We start from the raw sequence: 23,406 nt of genomic DNA on the forward strand, positions 1-23,406 counted from the left end.
TTTAATTTTTTTTACTAACTTCTTTATTTTTACCTTTTTTAATTGATTCATAAAAGGCATCAGAAATAATGGTGAGTTTCACCATAAAAATACCTAAGATCACCGTTAGAAAATTAAGGTAATTAGCGAATGCCGCTACTGTAAGCACTACACCATATATCAAATATCTTGCCACATAGTTTGCTACAATATAGGGCATAATTTTTCCTTGGGACATATTTACAGATTTATTTAATGTGATAGACATTAATCTAAAATTCAATAAATTTATTATTGCCCCGAATATAAGACCCAATACATAGGGTTTAGGATCAGGAACAACAATTAAAATTATTACTGAAATTATAGCGGTAAGTATAGCAACTCTTTTCATAATTTTATACCCAGTATTTTGTACTAAACTCAATTCATCACTTCCTATTAAAATCATGTGTGACCATCTTAAATAGATTCATAAAGGCTACTACTATTCCTATTATTGAAAAAATAGCAAGAAATAATACATTTGTGCCTAATTTATCATCTAAAATCTTTCCTAAGAATATTCCAGCTACTATAGGGACAGTCATAGAGATACCTATTTGAGATATCAAGACGAGATATTTTAATGTTTTTCCTCTGTTTTCATCAGGACTCATTGTATCACTCCACTTTGTGGTGATTTCCTATTATTTAGAAAATTTAGTCAAAATCATATATATTCATTATAATCCATAGTATGTTTATTCTCAAGAATTGTTTTTTTATAAACATTCGTGTCACTTTTGTTTATAGTGTTAATAAATATACAAAATTATAATTATGCAAAAGCAGAGGGATACCCTCTGCTTTTTATATTTTTTTATAGGAACATAAGTCCTAATGATATTATTACTCCAGTATAAAGTAAGTCTACTATACAATATCCCATGATATCTCTAGCTCCAAGACCAGCTATACCTAAGGCTGGTAATGCCCAGAAAGGTTGTATAAGATTTGTCCATGCGTCTCCCCATGCTATAGCCATACCAGTCTTAGCTGCTGATACTCCAAGTTCTGGTGCTGCTGGCATCATTATAGGAGCCTGCACAGCCCATTGTCCTCCCCCAGAAGGCACGAAGAAGTTTACTACTCCTGCACTTAAGAAAGTGAAAAATGGGAATGTTGTTGCTGTAGATATATTTACAAATCCATTAGATATTAAAACTGCAAGGGATGTTCCAGTAGCACTTGCTCCTGTCATCATACCCATTATACCAGCATAGAATGGAAACTGAAGGATTATTCCTGCTGTTCCTCTTGCTGCTACAGTGATAGCATCTAAGAATCTTCTTGGCGTTCCGTGGAAGATTATTCCTAAGAATAAAAATGTAAAGTTAACTATATCAAGATTTAAATTAAATCCACTTGTTGCAAAGTAGTAGATTATGTATATTAGCCCCATACCACCAATTAATATTGATAATATTGGACTCCTTTCAACTTTATCAGCAAATGTTGGATTTTCTATCACTACATTTAAATCTTCATCCACTAATATTTCAGGATCAACTGCAATAACATCTTCTTCTCTTGGATGCATTGCTCTATTTATTAAAGGAAGTGTAACTAATATTACTCCAAATATTATTAAGTTATATGGTGCAAATATAGTCTCACTTGTTGCTATTGGGCTAGTAACTATTCCACCTGTAGCCTCTGCTAATCCCTCTCCTGCTGTAGCAAGTTTTAGAGGAATTGATCCAGATATACCAGAGTGCCATACTACAAATCCTGAATAAGCTGATGCTATAAGTAATCTATAGTCTACTTTCTTAATCTGTCTTGCTAATTCCCTTGCATATAGTGCTCCTATAACTAATCCAAATCCCCAGTTAAGCCATGATGCTAATGTTGCAACAAAAGTAACTGCAACTATTGCTTGTAAAGGAGTCTTTGGTATCGATGCTAGTTTTCTTAAGCCTCTTTTAATTATTGGTGCATTTGCTAATGTATGTCCTGTTACTAATACTAATGCCATTTGCATGGAGAATGCTAATAGACTCCAGAATCCTCCACTCCAGTGTAGAATCATATCTAATGGCCCTTGACCTGTAGCAAATATTCCTAATACAAATACTACTAAAGTTAGTAGTGCAGCAAAAAGGAATGGGTCAGGAAGATATTTTTGAACTAATGCAACACATGCCTTTGTAAACTTCTTAAACATGGTGTCCCCTCCTTATTAACTTTCCCCAGACTATATTTCCATTTCTTTTAAATCTTCAGATATTATTAATTCTGCTTCTGTAGCAGCCTTGATATCTTCAATTGTAACTCCTGGTCCTAACTCTTTTAGAAGTAGTCCTTTGTCTGTAACTTCCATAACTCCCATTTCAGTAACTATTAAGTCTACTTGTCCGGCAGCTGTTAGTGGAAGATTACATTCTTTAAGTATTTTTGGACTTCCTTTAGCTGTGTGAGTCATAGCAACTATAACCTTCTTAGCTCCTACTACTAGGTCCATAGCTCCTCCCATACCGGGAACCATTTTTCCTGGAATCATCCAGTTAGCTAAATTACCCTTGCTATCTACTTGTAATGCTCCTAGGACTGTGGCATTTACATGGCCACCTCTAATTATTCCAAAGGATGTAGCACTATCAAAGAATGCTCCACCTTTTTTAATTGTAACCAATTGTCCTCCAGCATTAGTTAAATCTAAGTCCTCTTCTCCTTCCTTTGGAGAAGGTCCTATACCTACAAATCCATTCTCAGATTGTAGAATTACATCTATATCATCAGAGATATAATTAGCTACTAAAGTTGGAAGACCTATCCCTAGGTTTATTACGTCCCCGTCCTTCATTTCTTGAGCAACCCTTTTTGCAATGATCTCTTTTACTTTATTCTTATCCATTACTTAGCACCTCCATCAACTATGTATGTAACAAAGATGTTTGGTGTCATAACTACATTTGGATCTATTTCACCAATTTCAACTACTTCATCAGCTTCTACTATTACTGTACCAGCAGCTGTTGCCATGGTAGGATTGAAATTCTGAGCTGTTTTATTGTATAGGATATTACCCTTTTTATCTACTTTGGCTCCCTTTATTAAAGCTACATCTGCCTTAAGAGGTAATTCAAGAAGATACTCTTTACCTTCAACTTCGATTTTCTTTTTACCTTCTTCTACCATTGTATTTACTCCTGTTGGTGTAAGGATTCCGCCAAGACCGAATCCTGCTGCTCTCATTCTTTCTGTCAATGTTCCCTGAGGTACTAATTCAACTTCTATTTCTCCCTCATTCATTTGACGTCCTGTTTCTTTGTTTGTTCCTATGTGGGAAGCTATTACTTTTTTAACCTGCTTGTTTACTATAAGCTTACCAACTCCAGTATCTATAAAAGCAGTATCATTAACTACTAAAGTTAAATCCTTTACTCCTTTTTCTACTAAAGCATCAATAAGCCTAATTGGAGCTCCTACAGCTAAAAATCCTCCAATCATAACAGTCATACCATCTTCGATATGATTCACAGCTTCTTCAATAGAGATTAATTTGTTCATTAAATACACCTCCGTATTAGACTTTCGCCTTTCACCAAAAACTATTTTAACACAAAAAAACGTTATTTTCTATCATGCTAGAGATATTTTCATATTTATTCTTTATAAAATTTTTGAAATAACTTCCCTAGGAAAACATTTTCACTAGAGGTTAAGGTATATTAAACTTTCCTGATGTAAGTATAAATATAATAATCATTGCATGATTATACGCAAAATGAGACAAGAGGACGGTTCTCCCGTCTCACTTTCTAAAGTAAAAATAGACCCAAAGGTCTATTTTGTGTTTTATTAATACTGATCTAAATGAACTACTTCTATATGAGGAGCATGATCAAACCAATTTATCTCCGGTTGATATGCTTTAGAATATACAACCCTGGTTATTCCTGAGGTTATTATCAATTTCTGACATTCAGGACAGGGCTGATGAGTTACATAGATGGTAGCATCTTTTCTCTCATTCGGAGTAGTCTCAAGTAAACAATTCATCTCAGCATGAATTGTTCTTTTACAATGGCTGTCATGCATGTAACAACCTTCATCTTCACAATGAGGTAATTTAGCAGGACTACCGTTGTATCCTGTACCCTTTATTCTTTTATCATTCACAATAACTGCCCCTACATGAAGTCGAGGACAGGTACTTCGCTCTGCCACTTGAAAAGCAATATCCATAAAATATGTATCCCAATCTTTTCGCATATTATCCCTCCATTTTGAGACAATGGTGTCTCAAAGTTATAAATATCTTTGTCGAAAACTATAAAAAGCGAGACAGAAGAACCGTCCCCTGTCTCACTACAATTTATTTAGTTCCGAATAGTCTATCTCCAGCATCTCCAAGGCCTGGTACGATATAAGCATGGTCATTTAATTTCTCATCAAGACCTGCTAAGTATATATCTACATCAGGGTGAGCTTCTTGTACTGCTTTTACTCCTTCTGGTGCTGCTATAAGACACATTAATCTAATATTTGTTGCTCCTCTATTTTTAAGAGATGTTATTGCAGCATTTGCTGATCCTCCTGTTGCAAGCATAGGGTCTGTTACGATGAACTCCCTTTCCTCAACATCTGAAGGTAATTTACAGTAATACTCTATTGGCTCTAAAGTTTCAGGATCTCTATATAGTCCTACATGACCTACTTTTGCAGCTGGTAGTAAACTTAGCATCCCCTCTACCATTCCTAATCCTGCTCTTAGTATAGGTACTATACCTAATTTCTTTCCTGCTATAACTTGTGATGTTGTTTTAGATACCGGGGTTTCTATTTCCTTGTCTCTTAATTCAAGATTCCTTGTTACTTCATAGCCCATTAACATAGCTACTTCTTTTACTAATTCTCTGAACTCTTTTGACCCAGTTCTTTTATCTCTAATATAAGTAAGCTTGTGTTTTATTAATGGATGATCCATTACATATAATTCGCCCATGACACATCTCCTCTCCAAAGGTTTTGTACAATCTTATACATTATAACATATTACTTTTCAATATCCATAATTTTATTTACTCTTCTTTCGTGTCTACCGCCTTCAAATTCGGCATTCAGATAAGAATCCACTATTTCTTTTGCCAAATCTTTCCCTATCACTCTTCCTCCTAGGGCAATTACATTGGCATTATTGTGCATACTTGCCATTTTAGCAGAGTATGTATCTGAGCATAGAGCACATCTTATACCCTTTACTTTATTACATGCTATTGAAATACCTATCCCAGTACCACATACTACTATCCCTTTATCTAATTCTCCATTGGCTACTGCTTCTGATACCTTCTTACCAAAATCAGGATAATCCACCGAATCCTCTGAATAGGTACCGAAGTCTTTGCACTCTATTCCTCTATCCTCTAAATGTTTTTTTAACTCCTCTTTTAATTCAAATCCTCCATGGTCACTTCCTATTGCTATTTTCATACTAAATACCTCCTTATTTATCTTCCTTTAGTCCCTCTACTACTCTCTTTAATGCCTCTTTTATTTCATCAGCACTATCTCTATATACTTCTGTAGGCTGTCCGAAAGGGTCCTTTATATCTAATGAAGGAATCTTTTTCTGAAGTCTTATTATCTTCGCCTTATCTTCTTCTAATTCTCCTTCAATATCCTGTTCCCAATTTTCTAGTTCTTCATCTATTTCTTCTAACTCTTTTAATATTTCTCTTCTTCTTTTTCGTAATTTTTGTATTTCACCTTTTCTATTCTCCATAAGGTATTCTCTTTTTTCATTAATCTTAATATATAAACTATTTATTTCATCCAATATATCATCCACATTTACATCTTTATGAGCAAATTCTTTAAGTGTATATAATTTATCCTTTGCATCTGGATATAGATTTAGCACCATACCTTTATGATTAGTAGTCATAGTAAGGACTAAATCAGCATTTTCAATATCTTTTTTAGTAAGTAATCTTGACCTATGGCGAGATATATCTATGCCATCATCTTTCATTACTCTAATTGCTTGTTTAGAAGCTTTGTGTCCATCGATAGCTGATACTCCTCTAGAGTAGATATTTAGGTGTATCTCTTTTTCATTTTCTATCATATCTCTTAACATTGCTTCTGCCATACTGCTCCTGCAAGTATTTCCAGTGCATACGAAAAGGATATTCATCATAGAATCACTCCCTATAGATTTTCTACATCGAACCCTGCTGCTTTTTCCATTCTATTCATGATTGCTTTGCCTATTCCAATCTCTTCTATTCCTTCAGCAAGGATCATATCTACTTTCATTTTATCAAATTCCCTTAGGGAATCAAATAGGTTTGTAGCAATAGTTTCAGGTCTACCTCTATCTCCTACCACTATTAAATTATCACAGCTATAGCTCCATCTACTCTGTTCTGTAGCTAATATACCAACCTTTAACCCTTGGTTAGTATATTCTCTATACAGATGATTTATCCGATTAATCATACTAAATAATTCACCTTTTATTATTTTAATTTTTGCATTAGGTGAATAATGCTTATATTTTTGTCCAGGAGATTTAGGCGTTAAGTTTTCATCTTCTCCCTTCAAGGCTGGGTCTATATCTACCCTTGGAAAAACCACCAATAAATCCTCTTCGGTTATTCCCCCCGGCCTAAGGATCGTAGGAATCCCTGAGGATATATCTACTACAGTAGATTCTACTCCTACTCCTGTTCTACCACCATCTACTATGGCATCTACTCTACCTACTAAATCTTCAATAACATGGCTTGCATCGGTAGGACTGGGTCGTCCTGATATATTAGCACTGGGGGCCGCTATGGGTAAATTAGCTAATTCTATAATTTCTCTTGCAACTGGATGACTAGGCATCCTTATTGCCACAGTATCTAATCCAGCAGTTATTACATCCGATATTTTATCACTCTTTTTCATTATTAGAGTTAGGGGTCCTGGCCAAAATTTTTCCATTAAAACATAGGCGCCTTCAGGAATTTCTGATACTAAATCCTTTAGTTGGTCAATATCAGATATATGTACTATTAGTGGATTATCTTGAGGTCTACCCTTTGCTTTGAAAATATTTTTAGCAGCATCTTCATCTAGAGCATTAGCTCCTAATCCATATACTGTCTCGGTAGGTATAGCAACTAATCCTCCTTTTTTAAGAATTTCAGCTGCTTTTTTAAGTCCCTCTTTATCCTCTGATTGTATTATTAAAGTTTCTTTATTCATAATATCCCTTCTCATTGGCTATTTTTGCTCTTCACATATTATATATTATTTTTATCCCATATTAAAGGATGTATGCGACATTGGTAAAATTAAGTTTTTGTTATTCTTGAAATTCTCTACTTAACTTAAGTCTTATAAGATATTGTATGGATATGTAACATATAGTACTTTCCTTAAGAATAGAATTATATAAGATTGTATTTCATTATATTGAGGTGACGCTATGGAGTTGTATTCTACTACAGTTATAGGTTTTATGGTAGGGATAATAGGGACTGGGCTAGGGGGATTATTAGCTGTATTTCTTGTAAAACCAAATAATAGATTTTTAAGTATTCTCTTAGGTCTTACGGCTGGACTTATGCTCTCTATTATTACTTTTGATTTACTGCCTGAGGCTATTGAATTAGCTGGGCTAGGTATGGTGGTCGTTGGAATTATTATCGGCATATTGCTAGTTCTTTTTATTGAAGATATATTTGATAGACATGATAGAAAACATAAAAACCTTCGAGAAGGATTTCTAAGGGCAGGATTATTAATGGGATTTGGTATTGCCCTTCACAATCTTCCTGAAGGTTTAGCGGTAGGCTCAGGATTTATGTTTACTTCTGAAATGGGTATAAAGGTAGCCATAGTTATCGCTTTGCATAATCTCCCTGAAGGCATAGCTATGGCTACCCCTTTAAGAATGAGTGGCTTTGGAAAGTTAAAGGTATTTATCCTTACCTTGCTCGCCGGAGTTCCCACTGGTATTGGAGCTTTTTTGGGGGCAATTTTAGGTAGTATATCAAATATGTTTATTGGATTATGTTTAGCCATAGCTGCCGGCACTATGTTATATATAACCTGTGGAGAACTTATTCCAAATTCTAAAACTATCCACAGAGGAAGGATATCAACTGTGGGTTTGTTGGTAGGTTTTATTATTGGTCTTTTAATTGTTGAAGGTATGTAGAAGATATGTAGTAAAAAAGAGTCTTGAGATTATAATCTCAAGACTCTAATATTTGATTTGAAGAATATGAATAGGACTTTTTAAGTAATATAGGTGTAAGGATTGTAGACACTAATACCAATAATATTATTGATGTGAATATATCCTGACCTATTACCCCTATATTTAACCCTAGATTTGTAACGATTAAAGCTACTTCGGCTCTAGGTATCATACCTATACTTATTTGTAAGGATTCTAAATTGTTGAATTTAGATCCTTTTGCTCCTAAGAAGCATCCGATAAGCTTTCCTAGAACTGCAGCAGTAATTATCACTACACTGAGTAATATACTTCCACCAATATTCTCTATGTTAACACTAAGTCCAATATTCATAAAAAATATTGGAGTAAATAGTGCATAGGCTACCCTCTGAGTTTCATGGGAAACTCTATTTCTGTGGGGAGTAGATGAAAATATTACTCCTGTAAAGTATGCACCGATAATTGCTGCTACCCCTAACTCTTCTGCAATAAATGCTAATGCAAAACAAAATATTAAAGCTAATGTAAGGAGTTTATTATCCCTACTTATTTTGTCAGAAAATTTAGTTAGAGTCTTAGAAAAAAGTATCCCTATTATAAGGGATATAATAAAAAATGTTGCTATTTTTCCTAATACAATTGCTAAATTACTACTTTGTGTAGGGTCTACCATACCTATTACTACTGTTAATAGTATTATCCCCACTACATCATCAATAATTGCTGCTCCTAATACTCCTATTCCTTGGCGGGTCCTTAGTTTGCCTAATTCTCTAAGGGATTCCACCGTGATACTAACACTTGTGGCTGTAAGAATTACACCTACAAATATCGCCTCATTCAAGCTAGCCTGGCCTTTCATCAATAGGACTGCCCCTATACCTAATACTAAGGGTCCTATAACTCCACCTATAGCTATTGAAGTTGAGGATTTACTAGAGGATTTCAAATCCTCTAGGTCTGTTTCAAGCCCAGCAATAAACATCAAAAGTATAACACCCATCTCAGCTATATGACTTATAAATTCAGTACCGTGAATAAAGTTAAACACGGAAGGTCCTAGTATCAATCCAAAAACTATTTGTCCTAATACCTCTGGCTGATTTAATTTACCACTAATATATCCTCCTATATTGGCAAATAAAAGTAGTAGGGCTAAATCTTTTAGAAACATTAAACTACTTTCCATATCTTATCCTCCCCAGTGACATTACTATGAAGATATTAATTCTCAATTGTTTTAAGTTTTTCTGTTTGATCACTAGTTACTAACGCATCTACCATTTCCTCAATATCTCCATCTAGGAAACTATCAAGTTTATATACGGTTAGATTTATTCTATGATCTGTAATTCTTCCTTGGGGATAGTTGTATGTTCTTATTCTTTCACTTCTATCTCCAGTTCCTACTTGAGATTTTCTAGCTTCAGCAATCTCAGCATTTTGCTCTGATAATTGTTGCTCATATAATCTTGCTTTAAGAACCTTAAAGGCTTTTTCTTTATTTTTAAGCTGAGACTTTTCATCCTGCATTGCAACTACTATTCCTGTTGGAGTATGAGTAAGTCTAACAGCAGAGTCAGTAGTATTAACACTCTGTCCTCCATTACCAGAAGAACGATATACATCTACACGAACATCATTCATATTTATTTCTACTTCCACATCATCAACCTCTGGAAGTACGGCTACAGTAGCTGTAGAAGTATGGATACGACCTCCGGATTCTGTGGCAGGAATTCTTTGTACTCTATGAACTCCACTTTCATATTTAAGCTTTGAATAAGCTCCATTACCTTTAATCATGAAGACAATCTCTTTAAATCCACCTACACCTTGAGTACTTGTACTCATGATATCTACCTTCCAACGTTGTCTCTCTGCATATCTTGAATACATTCTAAATAGATCTCCAGCAAATATTCCTGCTTCATCTCCACCAGCTCCTGCACGGACCTCTACGATAACATTCTTTTCATCATTAGGATCTTTAGGTATTAATAGGAATTTTATCTCTTCTCTTAATTCTTCTTCTCTATTTGTAAGCTCACTTAATTCCTGTTTAACCATTTCTTTAAAGTCATCTTCTAACTTGTCGTTTAACATTTCTTTTGATTCTTGTATTTGCTCTGATACTTCCTTGTATTCTCTGTATTTATTTACTATCAGTTCTATTTCAGCATGCTCTTTTACATACTTTTTCCACTCGTTTATATTATTGATTATCTCAGGATCACTGATTTTGTTATTTAAATCTTTGTACTTTTCCTCAAGAAAATCTAATTTTTCCAACATAATTTTCACTCCTATAATAGAATTCACTAAATATATATTATATCAGAATATTTATATTAAGTCGATATTAATAAAGCAAAACTCCTGCAATACCGGCACCCACTATACAAATCATAGGATTAATCTTTCTAATACCTACTAAATAAAACATTGCTATAGCTATTAATATTCCTTTTATGTCTGATAATGATTGCTTTCCCACAAGGTATAGGGCTGATCCTATAAGTCCTAAAACCACTGGTCTTATCCCATCAAATACCCATTTTACATACTTTGAGTGTTTAAATCTTTCTAAAAAGTGAGCTATAGTAACTATAATTATAAAGGAAGGAAATATTACTGAAAATGTAGCCACTGCTGACCCTAATACCCCATTAATTTTAAATCCTAAAAAAGTAGCAGCATTTATAGCAATAGGTCCTGGAGTAACTTGAGATATAGCTAACATATCTACAAATTCCGCTGGGTTTATCCATCCATGTTTTTCTATTAACTCCTCTTGAATAAAAGGGAGCATAGCAAGACCACCACCAAAGCTAAAAAGTCCAATTTTAAAATATGATAAAAAAAGTTTTAATAAGACCATCTTAAGATTCCTTCCTTTCTATAAGCTTGTGATATCCTATAGATCCAAAGGCCGCCAATAAAATAATATATACTGGACTAATCCCAAATATCACTATAGCAATTAAAGCTAATAACGGAATTATAAGTAGTAATCCTTTAATCTTAGAAGCTTTAATAAGCCTATATAGGGAAGCTGCGATAAGTCCTACTACAGCAGGAGTAATTCCTTTAAATACCTTGGCCACTATTTCATTATCTCTAAAATTATATATATATTTAACAATAAATAGTATTATCAAAAAAGAAGGTAAGGATACTCCCAAGGCACAGGCAATGGCACCAGGGATCTTTTTTAGCTTATAGCCAATCAATATAGAAGCATTTATGGCTATAGCCCCTGGGGCAGACTGAGCTACTGCAATGGTATCTAAAAACTCATCATTATCTAACCAATTATTCTTATCTACCACCTCTGCTTGAATAAGGGGAATCATTGCATATCCTCCCCCGATAGTAAACACTCCTAATTTAAAAAATATTATAAAAAACTTCAGAGCTTCTTTCAAAATTATCTCCTCCTGCCAATGACCACTCTATTATTATTTGATAAATCCTTTATAACCTCAATATCTTTAAACCCATTCATCTCCATCAGTTCCTTAACTTCTTCCCCTTGGTTATGCCCTATTTCATAAGCTAATAATCCGTTAACAGCTAATAGTTCATGGGCATGGGTGGTGATATATTTATAAAATATTAGTCCATCTTCCCCACCATCTAAAGCTAGCCTTGGCTCATACTTTGCTACCTCCACTTGGAGCCCTTCTATATCCCCTGAAGGAATATATGGAGGATTTGACACTATTACATCTAGTTTTTTATCTATTTTAGGAAAGCCTTCTAAAATATCCTTATGAATAAATTCTACTTTATCTTGTAGATTTAATACATCACAGTTTTTCTTCGCTACTTTGATAGCTTGTTCACTTATATCTATCGAATAAACATAAGAATTCTTAATATAGTAGGCAAGACTTAATGTGATTGCTCCACTTCCTGTTCCAATATCCATTATATTAATAGTTTCTTTATCGATATGATCATAGGATTTAATAATCTTTTCTATCAATATTTCCGTATCTGGCCTTGGCACTAATACCCCTTCTGAGATCTTAAAATCCAATCCCATGAACTCTTGATGACCTAGAATATATTGTAAAGGATAGCCATCTTTTCTTTTACCTATTAATTTATCAAACTTATCCACAATTTGGTCATCAACTTTACGATTAGGGTGTGTATAAACATATACTCTATCCACATCCAGTAGATAACATATAATAAGCTCAACCTCAAGACTTGGATTATTGTATTCAGTTTTAGTTAATATTTCTATTCCCTTTTGTCTAAGGGATTTTACTGTAGCACTCATTTCATACCTCCTAGAGTCATGAGACAGGGGAAGGTTCTCCCGTCTCACTTTTCACATATTTAGACATACATCTTCGTTACATAAATTCCTATGGAAATTATACCATAAAAAAACAGCCTATTAAAAAGGCTTTATTTATTAAAAGATATACTACCAATATAATTATACCCAAAACTATTACATGTAACGTATAGTACTTTTATTTTTTATGGGACAAGGTACGGTTCTTACATCTCAAAGTTATCTCTATTTGACATAAAAAGTAAAGTAAAGGTAGGCCTACCCTTACTTCACTTTTTAAAATTCTACTAATTCTGCTTCTTCTACTTCTTCTGAAACTTCCTTTTTAAATATCATAATAAGAATAGTACTTACAGCTATTCCTATAGCCAAGGCTAAAATAAATAAATACCACCTTTCAGTGAAAGGAAAAGCCAGTATTCCTCCAAATAATTGGGTCTCTATATTAAAGGCCATTATAAGGGCTCCTCCCAGGGAGGATCCTACTACAAATGCCGGTATAATCCTTAAAGGATTTGATGCTGCATAGGGTATGGCTCCTTCTGTTATACCTAAAAGTCCTGTAAATAGTGTGGTAAGAGAATTTGTTTTCTCCATATGGGTAAACTTCTTGGGCACTAGCCATGAGGCTATTGCAGCAGAAATAGGGGGAGTCATTATTCCTGCAAAGGCTGCAGCATTAGGTGCAAATATCTGTTGGGAATATGCACCTATAACAAAGGTTAGGGCTATTTTATTAATTGGGCCACCCAAGTCAAAGGCTAGCATCCCCGCTAATATAGCCCCAAGTAAAATAGCATTACTGCCACTTATACCTGTAAGCCATCCATCCAGTGTGATTTGGAGTAAACTTATGGGTTGTCCTATTAATGCAATCAATCCTGCGGTAACTCCTATACCTACTAAAGGTATGAACATCATTGGTTTTAGAGTAGCAATATAGTGATGGAAAGGTACTCTCTTTAATCCTCTCACCACAAACGCACCAATAAGTCCAGCTAGCATACCACCAAGAAATCCTGCACCAATCTCTGCTGCCACATATCCTCCTGCAAAGCCAGGGGCAATTCCTGGTCTATCAGCCACTCCAAATGCTATATATGCCCCTATAATATGAGGAATAAATCCAAATATCCCATAACCTAAGGTTTGCATCGGCTCTTGGATACTGGTAAATCCGAACTTGCCAAATATAGTTCCAAAGGCTATTAACATACCACCTCCAACGATAAAAGGTAGCATATAAGATACCCCAGTCATAAGATATATTTTAATATTTCTCATACTATCTTTCATTTTTACCCCTCCTATGCTAAGGCCTTTTCTATAGCATCTTCTGGGTTTTTCAATGCTTTAGAAACGGATATTTTTAATACTTTCTTCCCTTTAAATCTTTCAGCTTTTAATATGTTCATTTCAATAGCTAATATGATTCCATCAGCTTCCTCTATTTCTTTTTGAGTGAGTCCATTCTCAATACCTATTGCTCCTTGGGTTTCTACTTTAATAGTATGTCCTAATTTTTTAGCCTCTTTTTCTAAAGCTACCTTAGCCATATATGTATGAGCCACTCCTGTAGGGCAAGCCGTAACTGCAACTAGATTCATCACATTCCCTCCTCTATTTTTATATCAATTATATTTTGTATAATTTCATCCTTACTTGTGGTCCTATGTAACTTTTCTCTAAACTCCTCATCTATAAGCTTTGATGCTAATTTAGATATGATCTTTAGATGGATATTATCTTTATTCTCTTCAGGAACAGCTATAAGAATGATAAAATTTACTCCTTTATCATCTATTGCATTCCATTTAACCAGATTCTCTGTCCTGCCAATAGCTATGCTAGGAGTTTTAACACTTTGACCTTTACAATGGGGAATAGCAAATCCATTGCCAAATCCAGTAGTTATCTCTTCTTCTCTAGCTAAGACTCCTTTAAGAAAATCTTCCTTAGAAAATATTCTATTTTCTTTATATAAAGCTTCCGACAGCTTCTCTAAAACTTGTAATTGAGTATCCTCTTTTAAGTCTAAATAGATCAATTCTTCATTTATTAGGCCCTTCAATCCCTCACCTACTTTTCAGATAATTTATATTATTAATTACCCTTGAAACCCCTTACTAATCATGAGACACAGAGAGATGGAAATATACCTAGAGGTATGAGAAGAGTAAGCAAAACTGGTGTTTATCATATAATGATGAGGGGAAACGAGAAGTGAAATATATTTATAGACATATAGGATAAAAAAAGCTTCATGATAAACTTTTTCTAAAAGTTTATCATGAAGCTTTGAAAATATTATTTAAAGAAATGCTGAAGTATAGTACTTCTCTTGATTATACCAATAAATATTCCTTGGTCATCAACTACCGGAATGAAACTTTGATTTATTGCCAAAGCTTTTAATTCTTCAATTTGAGAATTTATTGATATTGATTTATGGTCCCTATGTCTCTCAACATCTTTTAATAAGAGATTGCTAGTTTCTTTAAAAGTAATATCCATACTCTTTTTTAATTTCCAAAGCAAATCCCCTTCTGTTATGGTACCAATATATTTCCCATTATCATCAATTATTGGTATAGCAGAGTATCTATGATACTCCATTTTCTCCATAGTCTGTCTTACTGTAAAATCACTTTCTAACCAAACTATTTCTTCTTTAGGTGTAAGAAAAAATGCTACATGCATAGTGCTTCCTCCCTTTTAGATATCTCCCTCTAGTCTCTTGGAACATCATGGTGTAGGCGACATCTAGCTTCATAGCTTTCTGTGGCTCCTACTAGTATTGTTGGTTCATCATACTTTGCTGGTTTTCCGTCTATTAATCTTTGGGTTCTATTGGCTGGATTTCCACATTCCATACATACTGCTGTTATCTTGTCCACAAATTCAGCTATGGCTAATAGCTTTGGTGTTGGACCAAAAGGTTCTGCCCTGAAGTCCATATCAAGGCCTGCTGCTACCACTCTTAATCCTTTATTAGCTAGATCCCTACATATATGTACTACATCTTCATCTAGGAATTGAACCTCATCGATGCCTATCACTTCTGTGTCTTCATCTAATAATTCCAATATTTCCTCTGAGCTAGAGATACAAATTCCTTGTATCTTTTCACCATTATGGGATACTACATAATCCACAGAGTATCTATTATCTATTGCTGGTTTGAATACTTGTATTTTTTGTTTTGCTATCTGCGCTCTTCTCATTCTTCTTATCAATTCTTCACTCTTACCACTATACATAGGCCCCACAACTACTTCTATCCAACCATGATGATTAGGTCCATACATTAGTCTTCACTCCTATTATTTAATCATTTGCTAATCTTTGAAAAAATAAAGGCTAGAAGAACTAAGTCCTTCTAACCTATAATTTACGATATTACATGCCGTATTTTTTCTTGAATTTATCAACACGTCCGCCTTTATCGATAAACTTCTGACGTCCTGTGAAGAATGGATGGCATTCTGAACAAATTTCAACTTTTATTTCATCTTTAGTTGAACCAGTTTCAAATTCGTTTCCACATGCGCAATGCACTTTAACAGTATTATATTCTGGATGGATTCCTTTTTTCACCAAAATCACCTCTTTCTAAAGCATCTTAAGTATATTATACATCATTTATTTCAGTTTTCAACTAATACATTGTATCATATATAAAAACCATTTGCAATACAGGGTTTTCCCCTATTCATTTACGAAGTTGGAAATCTAACCCATAGTATCATTATAAATATGAATGCCACCAACATTATATTAGCTATTTCAAAGGATAGATTAAAATGCCTAATCCTTTTCATTATATTGATGTCTTTCTCTACTATCTTCTTGTATATTATATACCCTATTAATATACTAAGCAAATATTCTATTAAAGATTTAATGCTAAATATATATATATATGATAAATCTATACCAGCACTTACTTCTAGAATCCCCTTCATATATATTCCCAGGGCCATACTAACTAATGCTAATATTCCTAATGCAAGGGTATTTCCGATATCCCGTATTGTATTAACTATTGATTCTCCAAAGAATATTTGTGAGAATTTCATGAAATACATTATTGTTAATATATTCATTATGTTCATGAAAGTACTTCCTAATACCTTATTGGTAATCCCATATTTTATTATGGTTTTACTTATATATCCATTGAATAAAGGAGCACCTGTTATTGATAATATCCCTATAATCATAAATATACTTAAGAGGGGAGACTCTTTAAAAACTCCTCTAATTTCAGTAACCCTTCTGGTACCATATCTATTTAATATCGCTCCTGCTCCTAGAAATAATAAGGATTTAAATATAGCATGATTAAATATATGGGCTATCCCTCCTATATATAATCCTTCTTTAAAAGAGCTTAAGCCTACTAATATAATTCCTATCTGAGATATAGTGCTAAAAGCTAAAATTTGTTTTATATCATTTTGACTTAATGCAATAATTGCTCCTGATATTGCAGTACATACTCCTAATATAAAGAAAAAATTCTGTAATATCTGTATATCATACATTTGATTTATTCTAATAAAGGCATAAAGTCCACTTTTAACTAATAATCCTGAAAGTAATGCAGATATTGAGGCAGGAGCAGCTCCATGGGCACGAGGTAGCCACGTATATACAGGGAAAAATGCTGATTTTACTCCTAGGGATGCTATTATAAATATATAAGATAGCCTCACTAGGGCTGTATTTTCAAACATGGAAATCCTTCTAGATATTACCTCCATATTTAATGTTCCTGATAGAGAATATAAAAGTATCAATCCTAATAAAAAAAATATCATTCCTACACTATTAAATATAAGATAATAAAGGCCTGCCCTAACGGAATATCCATCCTTTTTATATATAATCAAGATAGTAGATAATATTGTAATTAACTCTAGTAATACAAATATATTAAATATATCATCACTTTGTAAAAATGCGATAAAAGCTCCTTCTAATACTAGTAAAAAAAACAGGAATTTAAAATCTTCTTTTCTCCTATTCCAAGAGTATATTATTATCATCCACCAAATAAATACAGTCAAAACAATAAAGAGTATACTTAGGGTGTCCATCCTTAGAGTTATGCCTATTTCTCTACTCCATCCTCCTAAGAAAATTATCTGAGGAGTTTTTAAGAAGTTAAATTTTATAGCATATACTCCTACTAATATTGATAATATCCCTTGAGCTATAAATGTTAAATAGGTAATATATTTATTTGGACCTAAGTATATAATCATGGCTGCTAAAATAGGGGTAAATGTCATGTAAATAGGGAAATTCTCCATATCATCCCTCTCTTTCTATTATCTCTTTCCAACTCAAAGTACCATAATAGTGAAATAGCTTTATTGTAAGCATTAAAGACATAGCCGTAATAGATGCACCTATTACTATGGCTGTTATCATTAGAGCTTGAGGAATTGGATCAACTATAGAGGGAGTGAATCCTCCCAGGATTGGAGCCTCTCCCCCTTCTATAGCCCCTACGCTTAAAAACAATAATACTACTGCAGCCTGGGTTATATTCAGAGAGATGATAGAGCTTATTATATTTTTACTTATAGTTAATCCATAAATTCCAATCAATACTACCACAAAGGAAAGTAATATATCTAATCTCATTATTCTCCCTCCTCTATAAATGTTGAAAAAATGGCTATTAATCCAGTTGCTACTTTTATTCCAATAAAGAAGTTCATTAGTATTAAAAATATCCTCTTCTGTAGGATAGAACTTTGAATACTAAAGAAGTTCGTGAATAATTCACCTCTTGTAAACAAGCTTACAAAAGCTAATAACATTATCACTATAAATGTATATTTTTCGACCTTAACTAGTAATCCTACGTCTTCTACTATATGTATACCTATCAAATAGTTTATAAGTATTGCTGTGGCAAGAATTGCTCCTCCTTGAAATCCTCCCCCCGGAGATATATGTCCATTGATAATGACATATAGGCCGTAGGATAGAACAAAAGGAAATAATACTTTGCATATGGTGGTTAAAATCTCAGACGTTTTCATAATACCTCATCATCCTTTTTAGACATAAATATTATCCCTGACACTGTAACCAATAAAACCCCCGCCTCAAATATTGAATCATATAACCTATAGTCCAAATATACTGCTGTGATTAAATTTTGAGATCCAGTTTCTTTATATCCATTTTCCAACAAATAATCCTTTGTATAAGTATTTATGTTAAAATCACTTATTGTTATCATAAAGAAAACTAAAATAGTAAATAGCATAAGGAGAACTAGAATTTTTTTAATCATCCATTTGCTCCTCCTCTACTAATAGGATATCTACTTTGGAACATTCTTTAGTCATTTGTACTAATTTGTTCATAATTATACTGGTACTTTTACCTTCGAAGATATACTTATCTTTCTTTTTTTTCACAGATAAATCCACATTCCTTACACGGAATACTCCATATATCGTATCTTCTTTGTTTTCTCTTACAACTAATTTCAGATTATAATAATCTGTGAAATCTGATAATAATTTATATCCTTCCCCTTCTTTTGATTTGGGATTTATAAAGTCATCCTCAATATTACAGATCACCATAAATTCTCTCTGTTTTGATATTGTAATTATAAATATTAGGGGTACTATAGCACTTCCTATAGCAGCTTCTGCTAGGGCTAGATCAGGAGCCCTATAAAAGTAATATAAACTTGCACAAATAAGAGAAAAAACGGAAAAGAATATTACCATATTTAAATTATCCTTACCAAATGTTATTACTAAAGATATTATTATGAGAAGTATTTGTAAATATATTATTATACTCATATTTCATCATCATCCTTTAAGGGAATACCATTTAAATAAGCAGATCTAGTAATGATATGACTACTTACAGGTCCTGTTAATAAAATAAATATCAGTATTATTATAAGTCGAATAGAAATTGGACTTAATCCAGCTTCAAATATTAGAGCAAATATTATAGTTATAAAAGCTACTGTGTCTATTTTGCTGCTTACTAGAAGTCTCGCATACATATTTTTAAATCTATATATTCCTATTAATCCAAAGGCTATAAAAATCCATGATATAGAAAAAAGCAATCCTGAAATCATTTTTGTCGTCCTCCCCGTAAGATAAATCTAGAAAGAAGGGTTATAGTCAAAAAACCAATAATTCCATAGGATATAGCTATATCTAATAGCATAATATTATCTCTATATACTCCATAGATAGCTAATAGTAATATTGTCTTTGCAGATATTAAGTTTAGGCATAGGAGTCTATCCCATAGTGTTGGACCTAATATCATTTTAATTATTAATCCTAGCATGCCTAGAATTAAAACTATTAATGTTATCCTAAGAAATATCACTATTATCTTCCTTTCTTAAAAATATACTTTCAAAAGTAGACTTGATATTATTTTCTACTTCATTATTCCTATCTTCTTTTATATATAAGACTAACAATTTACTACCCTTTTTTTCCACCGTTATTGTCCCTGGAGTCAATGTAATAGAATTTGCTACAATAGTAATTAAGAGAGGATCTTCTAATTCTAAATTCACTTCCACTATTGAGGGGGAATATTCATTATTTATTATTGTTTTAATAAGTTCAAAAGAAGCCTTATATATCTCTATAAATAGTATCATTATATATTTAAAGACCACAAAAAATGTAGGAAATTCAAATACAAATCCTTTTTCATCATATAAAATTCCATAGGATGAGTAAGTAACTAATAAACTGACAATAAGTCCACCTACGATATTCGAAGGATTTGTATTCATAGTTAATAAAAACCAAAATCCATAGAGAATTAAAAAGGTTTTAATATGGAACCTTTTACCAATCATTACTCTACCTCGGTAGTTCCTTCTTTTTTTCTTATTAATGTTAGATGCATATATTCTCCATCAAAATCTAAATGAAAGCTGTCTATCATTACTCCCAATAGATATAAATCTTCTTCCTCCAATGTATCTGACAATTCCCAGTAAGGTTCTTCTATATCCATACTTCTAGCATTATCTAATTTTTTTCTAAAGCCTTCAACTTCTTCTTTAGTTAAGCCTTCCATATTTCCTGATATATTTATCCTGGCTTCTATATCAGTATTCTCTACTTGAATGTCAACCTTTGTAGCCTTTCTTTTCAACATTATAGCTAATATGGAGCTTATCATGTTGGTGATTTTAAGTCTTTCTGTATTCATAAAATCCCTCCTATTTAAATACATTTATTTATTTATTTGTTATAATTTTATCAATGTTTTCATTTTTTTACTAGCTTTAAAATTGGATTTTAAATTAATTTAATAGATATGAATTAAAAATTAGTTTAATTTTATCTCGAATGAGATTAGATAAGGATTAAAAATATATTATGAGGTATTTACCCAGAATTATTACAATAAAACATTTTTTATAAAACAAGCTAGAAGATATACCTTCTAGCCTATTTCATATTTCTCATTAGTCCAATGAATTCATAGTTAGTTTTTGTTGCCATTAGCCTCTCTAATATCATCTCTGTTACTTCTATTGATGGAGAGTTACTTTGAGCTTTTCTTATATTCCATATAGTTTCAAGCTCTTTTTGGCTTAATAGAAGATCCTCTCTTCTTGTTCCAGACTTATTGATATCTATTGCTGGGAAGATTCTCTTCTCTGATAGTTTTCTATCTAAATGTACTTCCATATTTCCTGTTCCTTTAAATTCTTCAAATATTACATCATCCATCCTACTTCCTGTATCAATTAATGCAGTAGCAAGGATAGTAAGGCTTCCACCATCTTCTATTTTTCTAGCGGCACCAAAGAAGCTTTTAGGCTTATGTAATGCCCCTGGATCTAAACCTCCAGATAGGGTTCTTCCTGTAGGTGGTATTATAAGATTATATGCTCGAGCAAGACGAGTTATACTATCTAATAAAATAACTACATCTTTTCCATGTTCTACTAGACGTTTTGCTCTCTCTAAAACCATTTCTGCTACCTTTGTATGATGTTTAGGAAGTTCATCAAATGTAGAGTATGCCACATCTCCCTTTACAGATCTCTGCATATCTGTAACTTCTTCTGGTCTTTCATCTATTAATAATATTATGATTTCTATCTCTGGATAATTCTGAGCAATACTATTTGCAACCTTTTTTAGTAGAATAGTTTTTCCAGCCTTTGGAGGCGCTACTATCATACCTCTTTGGCCTCTACCTATAGGTGCTATAAGATCTATTATTCTAGTTGAAAGTTCATTAGGAGAAGTTTCAAGTGTTATCTTTTGAATAGGATATATAGGAGTTAATGTATCAAAGTCAGGTCTATTTCTTGCTTTCTCAGGATCTAAATCATTTACCTTTTTAACATATAAAAGGGCATTGTATTTTTCTCCAGCCTTAGCTGGTCTTGTGATACCAAATACTTTATCTCCTGTCCTAAGATTAAATCTTCTTATTTGTGAAGGAGATATATATACATCATCATCACTGGAAAGATAATTTGTACGTCTTAAAAATCCATATCCACCATCTGGGTGTAACTCTAATATTCCTTCTACAGTGTTTATCTCTTTGCTATTGTCTATCTCATCGGATAGTCTATCAGGCAAATCCTTTTTATGCTTCTCTTTTTCGCCTAGTTTTTCTATTTTTTCTAAATCTCCTATACTAAGTAATTCATCAATTAAATCTTCCTTTTTCAACTTAGTATATCCTTTTAGACCTACATTCTTAGCCATAGCCTTAAGCTGGTCTAATTTCATCGACTCTAGGTCAGTTCGTTTCAAAACTCCACCCCCAAATTTTTACAATTAATATTTAGTATACACAATAATAAATATATCTATAACCCATTGGTTAATATATACTTCAAATAAATCCATCTATTAAATTTAAATTTATAATTTTATTCAGAAATAACAGGGAAATAACCGAAGAGAAATATGATAAGCTTATATAATAAGACTCTTGTATCAGATAAATATATACTATCACTTGGATATTTATAAGTCAATTATAATATATGATTAGATGAATAGAGGCAAAGTCTGCCCCTATTCTGATTTATAACCTTTCTTTCTTATAGCATCACTTACTTTAGGGAAATATACAAATGAGTACGTGGAAGCCACTGTTTCACTCCAATCTCTATCACTTTCCCCTTCTGTTCTTTCTTTCATATAATTACTGATAGTACTATCATATTCATCAATTAACCTTTCCATTTGAGATGTATCATATGTTTCTTTATGAAATACTGCATTCTTTGGTAGTCTAGGCTTTTGTCCTGGATCATGGTCAGGAAATCCTACACAAAGACCTGCTATTGGAAATACGTACTTAGGAAGCTCTAACATGTCTGATATGGCTTCTGGCTCTTTTCTTACAGCTCCTATAGGAACTATACCTAATCCTAATGACTCTGCTGCTGCAATACCTGCTCCCATACCTATTCCTACGTCTACTGCTCCTACTAATGTAGCTTCTATATTATCTATTAATTTTAATTCCTTATTGTGCTTTTTAAGGGCTAAATCACTTCTATAAAAGTCTGCACAGAATATTAACATAACTGGAGCTTCATCTACCCATTTTTGATCCCCTACTAATTGAGATAATTTTCTTTTCTTATCCTTATCAGTTACAGCAATTATTGATAGTTGCTGTCCATTTATAGATGTAGGAGCTGATTGTATAGCCTTAACTATACTATCTAAATATTCCTCTGGGACTTCCTTATCCTTATATTTTCTAATTGATCTATGGTTATTTAGTGTCTTTAAAACTTCATTCACAATATGCAACTCCTTTATCAGATTACTCTTTTATACTATACCCCTTGCTGATAAAATTTAATCTTAAA

The 23,406-nt window shown here is 32.9% G+C and carries 33 protein-coding genes; 1 reads left to right on the plus strand and 32 read right to left on the minus strand.

Going from position 1 to position 23,406, the window contains the following annotated elements; genetic code table 11:
• Position 1: 1 nt before the first annotated feature.
• The 10 genes from GOQ27_RS07635 to GOQ27_RS07680 all read right to left on the minus strand — a co-directional run bounded on the left by GOQ27_RS07635 (position 2) and on the right by GOQ27_RS07680 (position 7,224).
• Positions 2 to 430, minus strand: coding sequence for an ATP synthase subunit I (locus GOQ27_RS07635; RefSeq protein ID WP_203366254.1), 429 nt, complete (start codon positions 428 to 430; stop codon positions 2 to 4).
• Positions 411 to 638: an AtpZ/AtpI family protein gene (locus GOQ27_RS07640; protein ID WP_203366255.1), complete on the minus strand. Its 228-nt coding sequence runs from the start codon at positions 636 to 638 to the stop codon at positions 411 to 413. The genes GOQ27_RS07635 and GOQ27_RS07640 overlap by 20 nt, the downstream gene beginning before the upstream one ends.
• Before the next feature lie 203 nt (positions 639 to 841).
• Complete coding sequence (locus GOQ27_RS07645) at positions 842 to 2,188, minus strand: short-chain fatty acid transporter (RefSeq protein WP_203366256.1); 1,347 nt, start codon at positions 2,186 to 2,188, stop codon at positions 842 to 844.
• Between the two features lie 30 nt (positions 2,189 to 2,218).
• Complete coding sequence (locus GOQ27_RS07650) at positions 2,219 to 2,878, minus strand: 3-oxoacid CoA-transferase subunit B (RefSeq protein WP_203366257.1); 660 nt, start codon at positions 2,876 to 2,878, stop codon at positions 2,219 to 2,221.
• On the minus strand, positions 2,878 to 3,534 hold the full coding sequence (locus GOQ27_RS07655; RefSeq protein WP_203366258.1) for a CoA transferase subunit A: 657 nt from the start codon (positions 3,532 to 3,534) through the stop codon (positions 2,878 to 2,880). The genes GOQ27_RS07650 and GOQ27_RS07655 overlap by 1 nt, the downstream gene beginning before the upstream one ends.
• Positions 3,535 to 3,825: 291 nt before the next feature.
• The gene (locus GOQ27_RS07660) at positions 3,826 to 4,239 is read right to left on the minus strand and encodes a deoxycytidylate deaminase (protein WP_203366259.1); all 414 of its coding nucleotides are present in this window, start codon (positions 4,237 to 4,239) and stop codon (positions 3,826 to 3,828) included.
• 103 nt (positions 4,240 to 4,342) lie between these two features.
• A complete protein-coding gene (upp, locus tag GOQ27_RS07665; RefSeq protein WP_203366260.1) occupies positions 4,343 to 4,972 on the minus strand; it encodes a uracil phosphoribosyltransferase in 630 nt (209 codons plus the stop codon).
• A 50-nt stretch (positions 4,973 to 5,022) separates the two neighbouring features.
• The gene (gene rpiB, locus GOQ27_RS07670) at positions 5,023 to 5,460 is read right to left on the minus strand and encodes a ribose 5-phosphate isomerase B (protein WP_203366261.1); all 438 of its coding nucleotides are present in this window, start codon (positions 5,458 to 5,460) and stop codon (positions 5,023 to 5,025) included.
• A 13-nt stretch (positions 5,461 to 5,473) separates the two neighbouring features.
• Positions 5,474 to 6,169, minus strand: coding sequence for a low molecular weight protein arginine phosphatase (locus GOQ27_RS07675; protein WP_203366262.1), 696 nt, complete (start codon positions 6,167 to 6,169; stop codon positions 5,474 to 5,476).
• An 11-nt stretch (positions 6,170 to 6,180) separates the two neighbouring features.
• Positions 6,181 to 7,224 carry an L-threonylcarbamoyladenylate synthase gene (locus GOQ27_RS07680; protein ID WP_203366263.1) on the minus strand — a complete coding sequence of 348 codons (1,044 nt, stop codon included), beginning with the start codon at positions 7,222 to 7,224 and terminating at the stop codon, positions 6,181 to 6,183.
• Between the two features lie 223 nt (positions 7,225 to 7,447).
• On the opposite strand from GOQ27_RS07680, the gene GOQ27_RS07685 reads away from it, so the two are divergent.
• On the plus strand, positions 7,448 to 8,182 hold the full coding sequence (locus tag GOQ27_RS07685) for a ZIP family metal transporter (RefSeq protein ID WP_203366264.1): 735 nt from the start codon (positions 7,448 to 7,450) through the stop codon (positions 8,180 to 8,182).
• A 37-nt stretch (positions 8,183 to 8,219) separates the two neighbouring features.
• Here GOQ27_RS07685 and GOQ27_RS07690 read toward each other — a convergent pair whose 3' ends face one another.
• From GOQ27_RS07690 to GOQ27_RS07795, 22 genes are all read right to left on the minus strand, one after another.
• Positions 8,220 to 9,395 (minus strand): cation:proton antiporter, encoded by a 1,176-nt coding sequence (locus GOQ27_RS07690; RefSeq protein ID WP_203366265.1) that lies wholly within the window; start codon positions 9,393 to 9,395, stop codon positions 8,220 to 8,222.
• Positions 9,396 to 9,430: 35 nt separating this feature from the next.
• A complete protein-coding gene (prfA, locus tag GOQ27_RS07695; RefSeq protein ID WP_203366266.1) occupies positions 9,431 to 10,501 on the minus strand; it encodes a peptide chain release factor 1 in 1,071 nt (356 codons plus the stop codon).
• Positions 10,502 to 10,568: 67 nt separating this feature from the next.
• Positions 10,569 to 11,087, minus strand: a complete 519-nt coding sequence (locus GOQ27_RS07700) for a chromate transporter (protein WP_203366267.1) — start codon at positions 11,085 to 11,087, stop codon at positions 10,569 to 10,571.
• Between the two features lies 1 nt (position 11,088).
• Entirely contained in the window at positions 11,089 to 11,634 is a 546-nt protein-coding gene (locus GOQ27_RS07705) for a chromate transporter (protein WP_203366268.1), read from the minus strand.
• A 2-nt stretch (positions 11,635 to 11,636) separates the two neighbouring features.
• A complete protein-coding gene (prmC, locus tag GOQ27_RS07710; RefSeq protein WP_203366269.1) occupies positions 11,637 to 12,500 on the minus strand; it encodes a peptide chain release factor N(5)-glutamine methyltransferase in 864 nt (287 codons plus the stop codon).
• Positions 12,501 to 12,797: 297 nt separating this feature from the next.
• A complete protein-coding gene (locus GOQ27_RS07715; RefSeq protein WP_203366270.1) occupies positions 12,798 to 13,817 on the minus strand; it encodes a PTS fructose transporter subunit IIC in 1,020 nt (339 codons plus the stop codon).
• Between the two features lie 11 nt (positions 13,818 to 13,828).
• The gene (locus GOQ27_RS07720; protein WP_203366271.1) at positions 13,829 to 14,128 is read right to left on the minus strand and encodes a PTS fructose transporter subunit IIB; all 300 of its coding nucleotides are present in this window, start codon (positions 14,126 to 14,128) and stop codon (positions 13,829 to 13,831) included.
• Positions 14,128 to 14,592, minus strand: coding sequence for a PTS sugar transporter subunit IIA (locus tag GOQ27_RS07725; RefSeq protein WP_203366272.1), 465 nt, complete (start codon positions 14,590 to 14,592; stop codon positions 14,128 to 14,130). Before GOQ27_RS07725 ends, GOQ27_RS07720 begins: the two co-directional genes overlap by 1 nt.
• A 236-nt stretch (positions 14,593 to 14,828) precedes the next feature.
• Positions 14,829 to 15,221: a CBS domain-containing protein gene (locus GOQ27_RS07730; protein WP_203366273.1), complete on the minus strand. Its 393-nt coding sequence runs from the start codon at positions 15,219 to 15,221 to the stop codon at positions 14,829 to 14,831.
• 29 nt (positions 15,222 to 15,250) lie between these two features.
• The gene (locus tag GOQ27_RS07735; RefSeq protein WP_203366274.1) at positions 15,251 to 15,829 is read right to left on the minus strand and encodes a thymidine kinase; all 579 of its coding nucleotides are present in this window, start codon (positions 15,827 to 15,829) and stop codon (positions 15,251 to 15,253) included.
• 91 nt (positions 15,830 to 15,920) lie between these two features.
• On the minus strand, positions 15,921 to 16,118 hold the full coding sequence (gene rpmE, locus GOQ27_RS07740; RefSeq protein ID WP_203366275.1) for a 50S ribosomal protein L31: 198 nt from the start codon (positions 16,116 to 16,118) through the stop codon (positions 15,921 to 15,923).
• 119 nt (positions 16,119 to 16,237) lie between these two features.
• Complete coding sequence (locus tag GOQ27_RS07745) at positions 16,238 to 17,839, minus strand: complex I subunit 5 family protein (RefSeq protein WP_203366276.1); 1,602 nt, start codon at positions 17,837 to 17,839, stop codon at positions 16,238 to 16,240.
• Position 17,840: 1 nt separating this feature from the next.
• Positions 17,841 to 18,176: a sodium:proton antiporter gene (locus tag GOQ27_RS07750; RefSeq protein ID WP_203366277.1), complete on the minus strand. Its 336-nt coding sequence runs from the start codon at positions 18,174 to 18,176 to the stop codon at positions 17,841 to 17,843.
• Positions 18,176 to 18,580, minus strand: coding sequence for an MnhB domain-containing protein (locus GOQ27_RS07755; protein WP_203366278.1), 405 nt, complete (start codon positions 18,578 to 18,580; stop codon positions 18,176 to 18,178). Before GOQ27_RS07755 ends, GOQ27_RS07750 begins: the two co-directional genes overlap by 1 nt.
• Positions 18,577 to 18,837 carry a Na(+)/H(+) antiporter subunit B gene (locus tag GOQ27_RS07760; protein ID WP_203366279.1) on the minus strand — a complete coding sequence of 87 codons (261 nt, stop codon included), beginning with the start codon at positions 18,835 to 18,837 and terminating at the stop codon, positions 18,577 to 18,579. The genes GOQ27_RS07755 and GOQ27_RS07760 overlap by 4 nt, the downstream gene beginning before the upstream one ends.
• Positions 18,830 to 19,363, minus strand: coding sequence for a Na(+)/H(+) antiporter subunit B (locus GOQ27_RS07765; RefSeq protein ID WP_203366280.1), 534 nt, complete (start codon positions 19,361 to 19,363; stop codon positions 18,830 to 18,832). Before GOQ27_RS07765 ends, GOQ27_RS07760 begins: the two co-directional genes overlap by 8 nt.
• Positions 19,360 to 19,653: a monovalent cation/H(+) antiporter subunit G gene (gene mnhG / locus GOQ27_RS07770; RefSeq protein WP_203366281.1), complete on the minus strand. Its 294-nt coding sequence runs from the start codon at positions 19,651 to 19,653 to the stop codon at positions 19,360 to 19,362. The genes GOQ27_RS07765 and mnhG overlap by 4 nt, the downstream gene beginning before the upstream one ends.
• Complete coding sequence (locus GOQ27_RS07775) at positions 19,650 to 19,913, minus strand: MrpF/PhaF family protein (protein WP_350445887.1); 264 nt, start codon at positions 19,911 to 19,913, stop codon at positions 19,650 to 19,652. The genes mnhG and GOQ27_RS07775 overlap by 4 nt, the downstream gene beginning before the upstream one ends.
• Complete coding sequence (locus GOQ27_RS07780) at positions 19,900 to 20,400, minus strand: Na+/H+ antiporter subunit E (protein WP_203366282.1); 501 nt, start codon at positions 20,398 to 20,400, stop codon at positions 19,900 to 19,902. The genes GOQ27_RS07775 and GOQ27_RS07780 overlap by 14 nt, the downstream gene beginning before the upstream one ends.
• Positions 20,400 to 20,759, minus strand: a complete 360-nt coding sequence (locus GOQ27_RS07785; protein ID WP_203366283.1) for a hypothetical protein — start codon at positions 20,757 to 20,759, stop codon at positions 20,400 to 20,402. The genes GOQ27_RS07780 and GOQ27_RS07785 overlap by 1 nt, the downstream gene beginning before the upstream one ends.
• Positions 20,760 to 21,001: 242 nt before the next feature.
• Positions 21,002 to 22,330, minus strand: a complete 1,329-nt coding sequence (gene rho, locus GOQ27_RS07790) for a transcription termination factor Rho (protein WP_203366284.1) — start codon at positions 22,328 to 22,330, stop codon at positions 21,002 to 21,004.
• 267 nt (positions 22,331 to 22,597) lie between these two features.
• Positions 22,598 to 23,338, minus strand: coding sequence for an NADPH-dependent oxidoreductase (locus tag GOQ27_RS07795; RefSeq protein ID WP_203366285.1), 741 nt, complete (start codon positions 23,336 to 23,338; stop codon positions 22,598 to 22,600).
• Between the last annotated feature and the right edge of the window lie 68 nt (positions 23,339 to 23,406).

This window comes from Anaeromonas frigoriresistens, assembly GCF_016820655.1.
Lineage (GTDB): Bacteria > Bacillota > Clostridia > Tissierellales > SIT17 > Anaeromonas > Anaeromonas frigoriresistens.

What these genes read in the sequence shown, in the direction of transcription:
- GOQ27_RS07645 (WP_203366256.1), bottom strand. Translation starts at nt 2,188, where the DNA reads ATGTTTAAGAAGTTTACAAAGGCATGTGTTGCATTAGTTCAAAAATAT.
- GOQ27_RS07655 (WP_203366258.1), bottom strand. Translation starts at nt 3,534, where the DNA reads ATGAACAAATTAATCTCTATTGAAGAAGCTGTGAATCATATCGAAGAT.
- upp (WP_203366260.1), bottom strand. Translation starts at nt 4,972, where the DNA reads ATGGGCGAATTATATGTAATGGATCATCCATTAATAAAACACAAGCTT.
- GOQ27_RS07785 (WP_203366283.1), bottom strand. Translation starts at nt 20,759, where the DNA reads ATGAATACAGAAAGACTTAAAATCACCAACATGATAAGCTCCATATTA.
- GOQ27_RS07780 (WP_203366282.1), bottom strand. Translation starts at nt 20,400, where the DNA reads ATGATTGGTAAAAGGTTCCATATTAAAACCTTTTTAATTCTCTATGGA.
- GOQ27_RS07660 (WP_203366259.1), bottom strand. Translation starts at nt 4,239, where the DNA reads ATGCGAAAAGATTGGGATACATATTTTATGGATATTGCTTTTCAAGTG.
- GOQ27_RS07750 (WP_203366277.1), bottom strand. Translation starts at nt 18,176, where the DNA reads ATGAGATTAGATATATTACTTTCCTTTGTGGTAGTATTGATTGGAATT.
- GOQ27_RS07675 (WP_203366262.1), bottom strand. Translation starts at nt 6,169, where the DNA reads ATGATGAATATCCTTTTCGTATGCACTGGAAATACTTGCAGGAGCAGT.
- rpiB (WP_203366261.1), bottom strand. Translation starts at nt 5,460, where the DNA reads ATGAAAATAGCAATAGGAAGTGACCATGGAGGATTTGAATTAAAAGAG.
- GOQ27_RS07765 (WP_203366280.1), bottom strand. Translation starts at nt 19,363, where the DNA reads ATGAGTATAATAATATATTTACAAATACTTCTCATAATAATATCTTTA.
- GOQ27_RS07690 (WP_203366265.1), bottom strand. Translation starts at nt 9,395, where the DNA reads ATGGAAAGTAGTTTAATGTTTCTAAAAGATTTAGCCCTACTACTTTTA.
- GOQ27_RS07650 (WP_203366257.1), bottom strand. Translation starts at nt 2,878, where the DNA reads ATGGATAAGAATAAAGTAAAAGAGATCATTGCAAAAAGGGTTGCTCAA.
- GOQ27_RS07745 (WP_203366276.1), bottom strand. Translation starts at nt 17,839, where the DNA reads ATGGAGAATTTCCCTATTTACATGACATTTACCCCTATTTTAGCAGCC.
- GOQ27_RS07640 (WP_203366255.1), bottom strand. Translation starts at nt 638, where the DNA reads ATGAGTCCTGATGAAAACAGAGGAAAAACATTAAAATATCTCGTCTTG.
- GOQ27_RS07680 (WP_203366263.1), bottom strand. Translation starts at nt 7,224, where the DNA reads ATGAATAAAGAAACTTTAATAATACAATCAGAGGATAAAGAGGGACTT.
- GOQ27_RS07685 (WP_203366264.1), top strand. Translation starts at nt 7,448, where the DNA reads ATGGAGTTGTATTCTACTACAGTTATAGGTTTTATGGTAGGGATAATA.
- GOQ27_RS07735 (WP_203366274.1), bottom strand. Translation starts at nt 15,829, where the DNA reads ATGTATGGACCTAATCATCATGGTTGGATAGAAGTAGTTGTGGGGCCT.
- GOQ27_RS07755 (WP_203366278.1), bottom strand. Translation starts at nt 18,580, where the DNA reads ATGAAAACGTCTGAGATTTTAACCACCATATGCAAAGTATTATTTCCT.
- GOQ27_RS07715 (WP_203366270.1), bottom strand. Translation starts at nt 13,817, where the DNA reads ATGAAAGATAGTATGAGAAATATTAAAATATATCTTATGACTGGGGTA.
- prmC (WP_203366269.1), bottom strand. Translation starts at nt 12,500, where the DNA reads ATGAGTGCTACAGTAAAATCCCTTAGACAAAAGGGAATAGAAATATTA.
- GOQ27_RS07730 (WP_203366273.1), bottom strand. Translation starts at nt 15,221, where the DNA reads ATGCATGTAGCATTTTTTCTTACACCTAAAGAAGAAATAGTTTGGTTA.
- prfA (WP_203366266.1), bottom strand. Translation starts at nt 10,501, where the DNA reads ATGTTGGAAAAATTAGATTTTCTTGAGGAAAAGTACAAAGATTTAAAT.
- mnhG (WP_203366281.1), bottom strand. Translation starts at nt 19,653, where the DNA reads ATGATTTCAGGATTGCTTTTTTCTATATCATGGATTTTTATAGCCTTT.
- GOQ27_RS07635 (WP_203366254.1), bottom strand. Translation starts at nt 430, where the DNA reads ATGATTTTAATAGGAAGTGATGAATTGAGTTTAGTACAAAATACTGGG.
- GOQ27_RS07720 (WP_203366271.1), bottom strand. Translation starts at nt 14,128, where the DNA reads ATGAATCTAGTTGCAGTTACGGCTTGCCCTACAGGAGTGGCTCATACA.
- GOQ27_RS07760 (WP_203366279.1), bottom strand. Translation starts at nt 18,837, where the DNA reads ATGATTAAAAAAATTCTAGTTCTCCTTATGCTATTTACTATTTTAGTT.
- GOQ27_RS07700 (WP_203366267.1), bottom strand. Translation starts at nt 11,087, where the DNA reads ATGGTCTTATTAAAACTTTTTTTATCATATTTTAAAATTGGACTTTTT.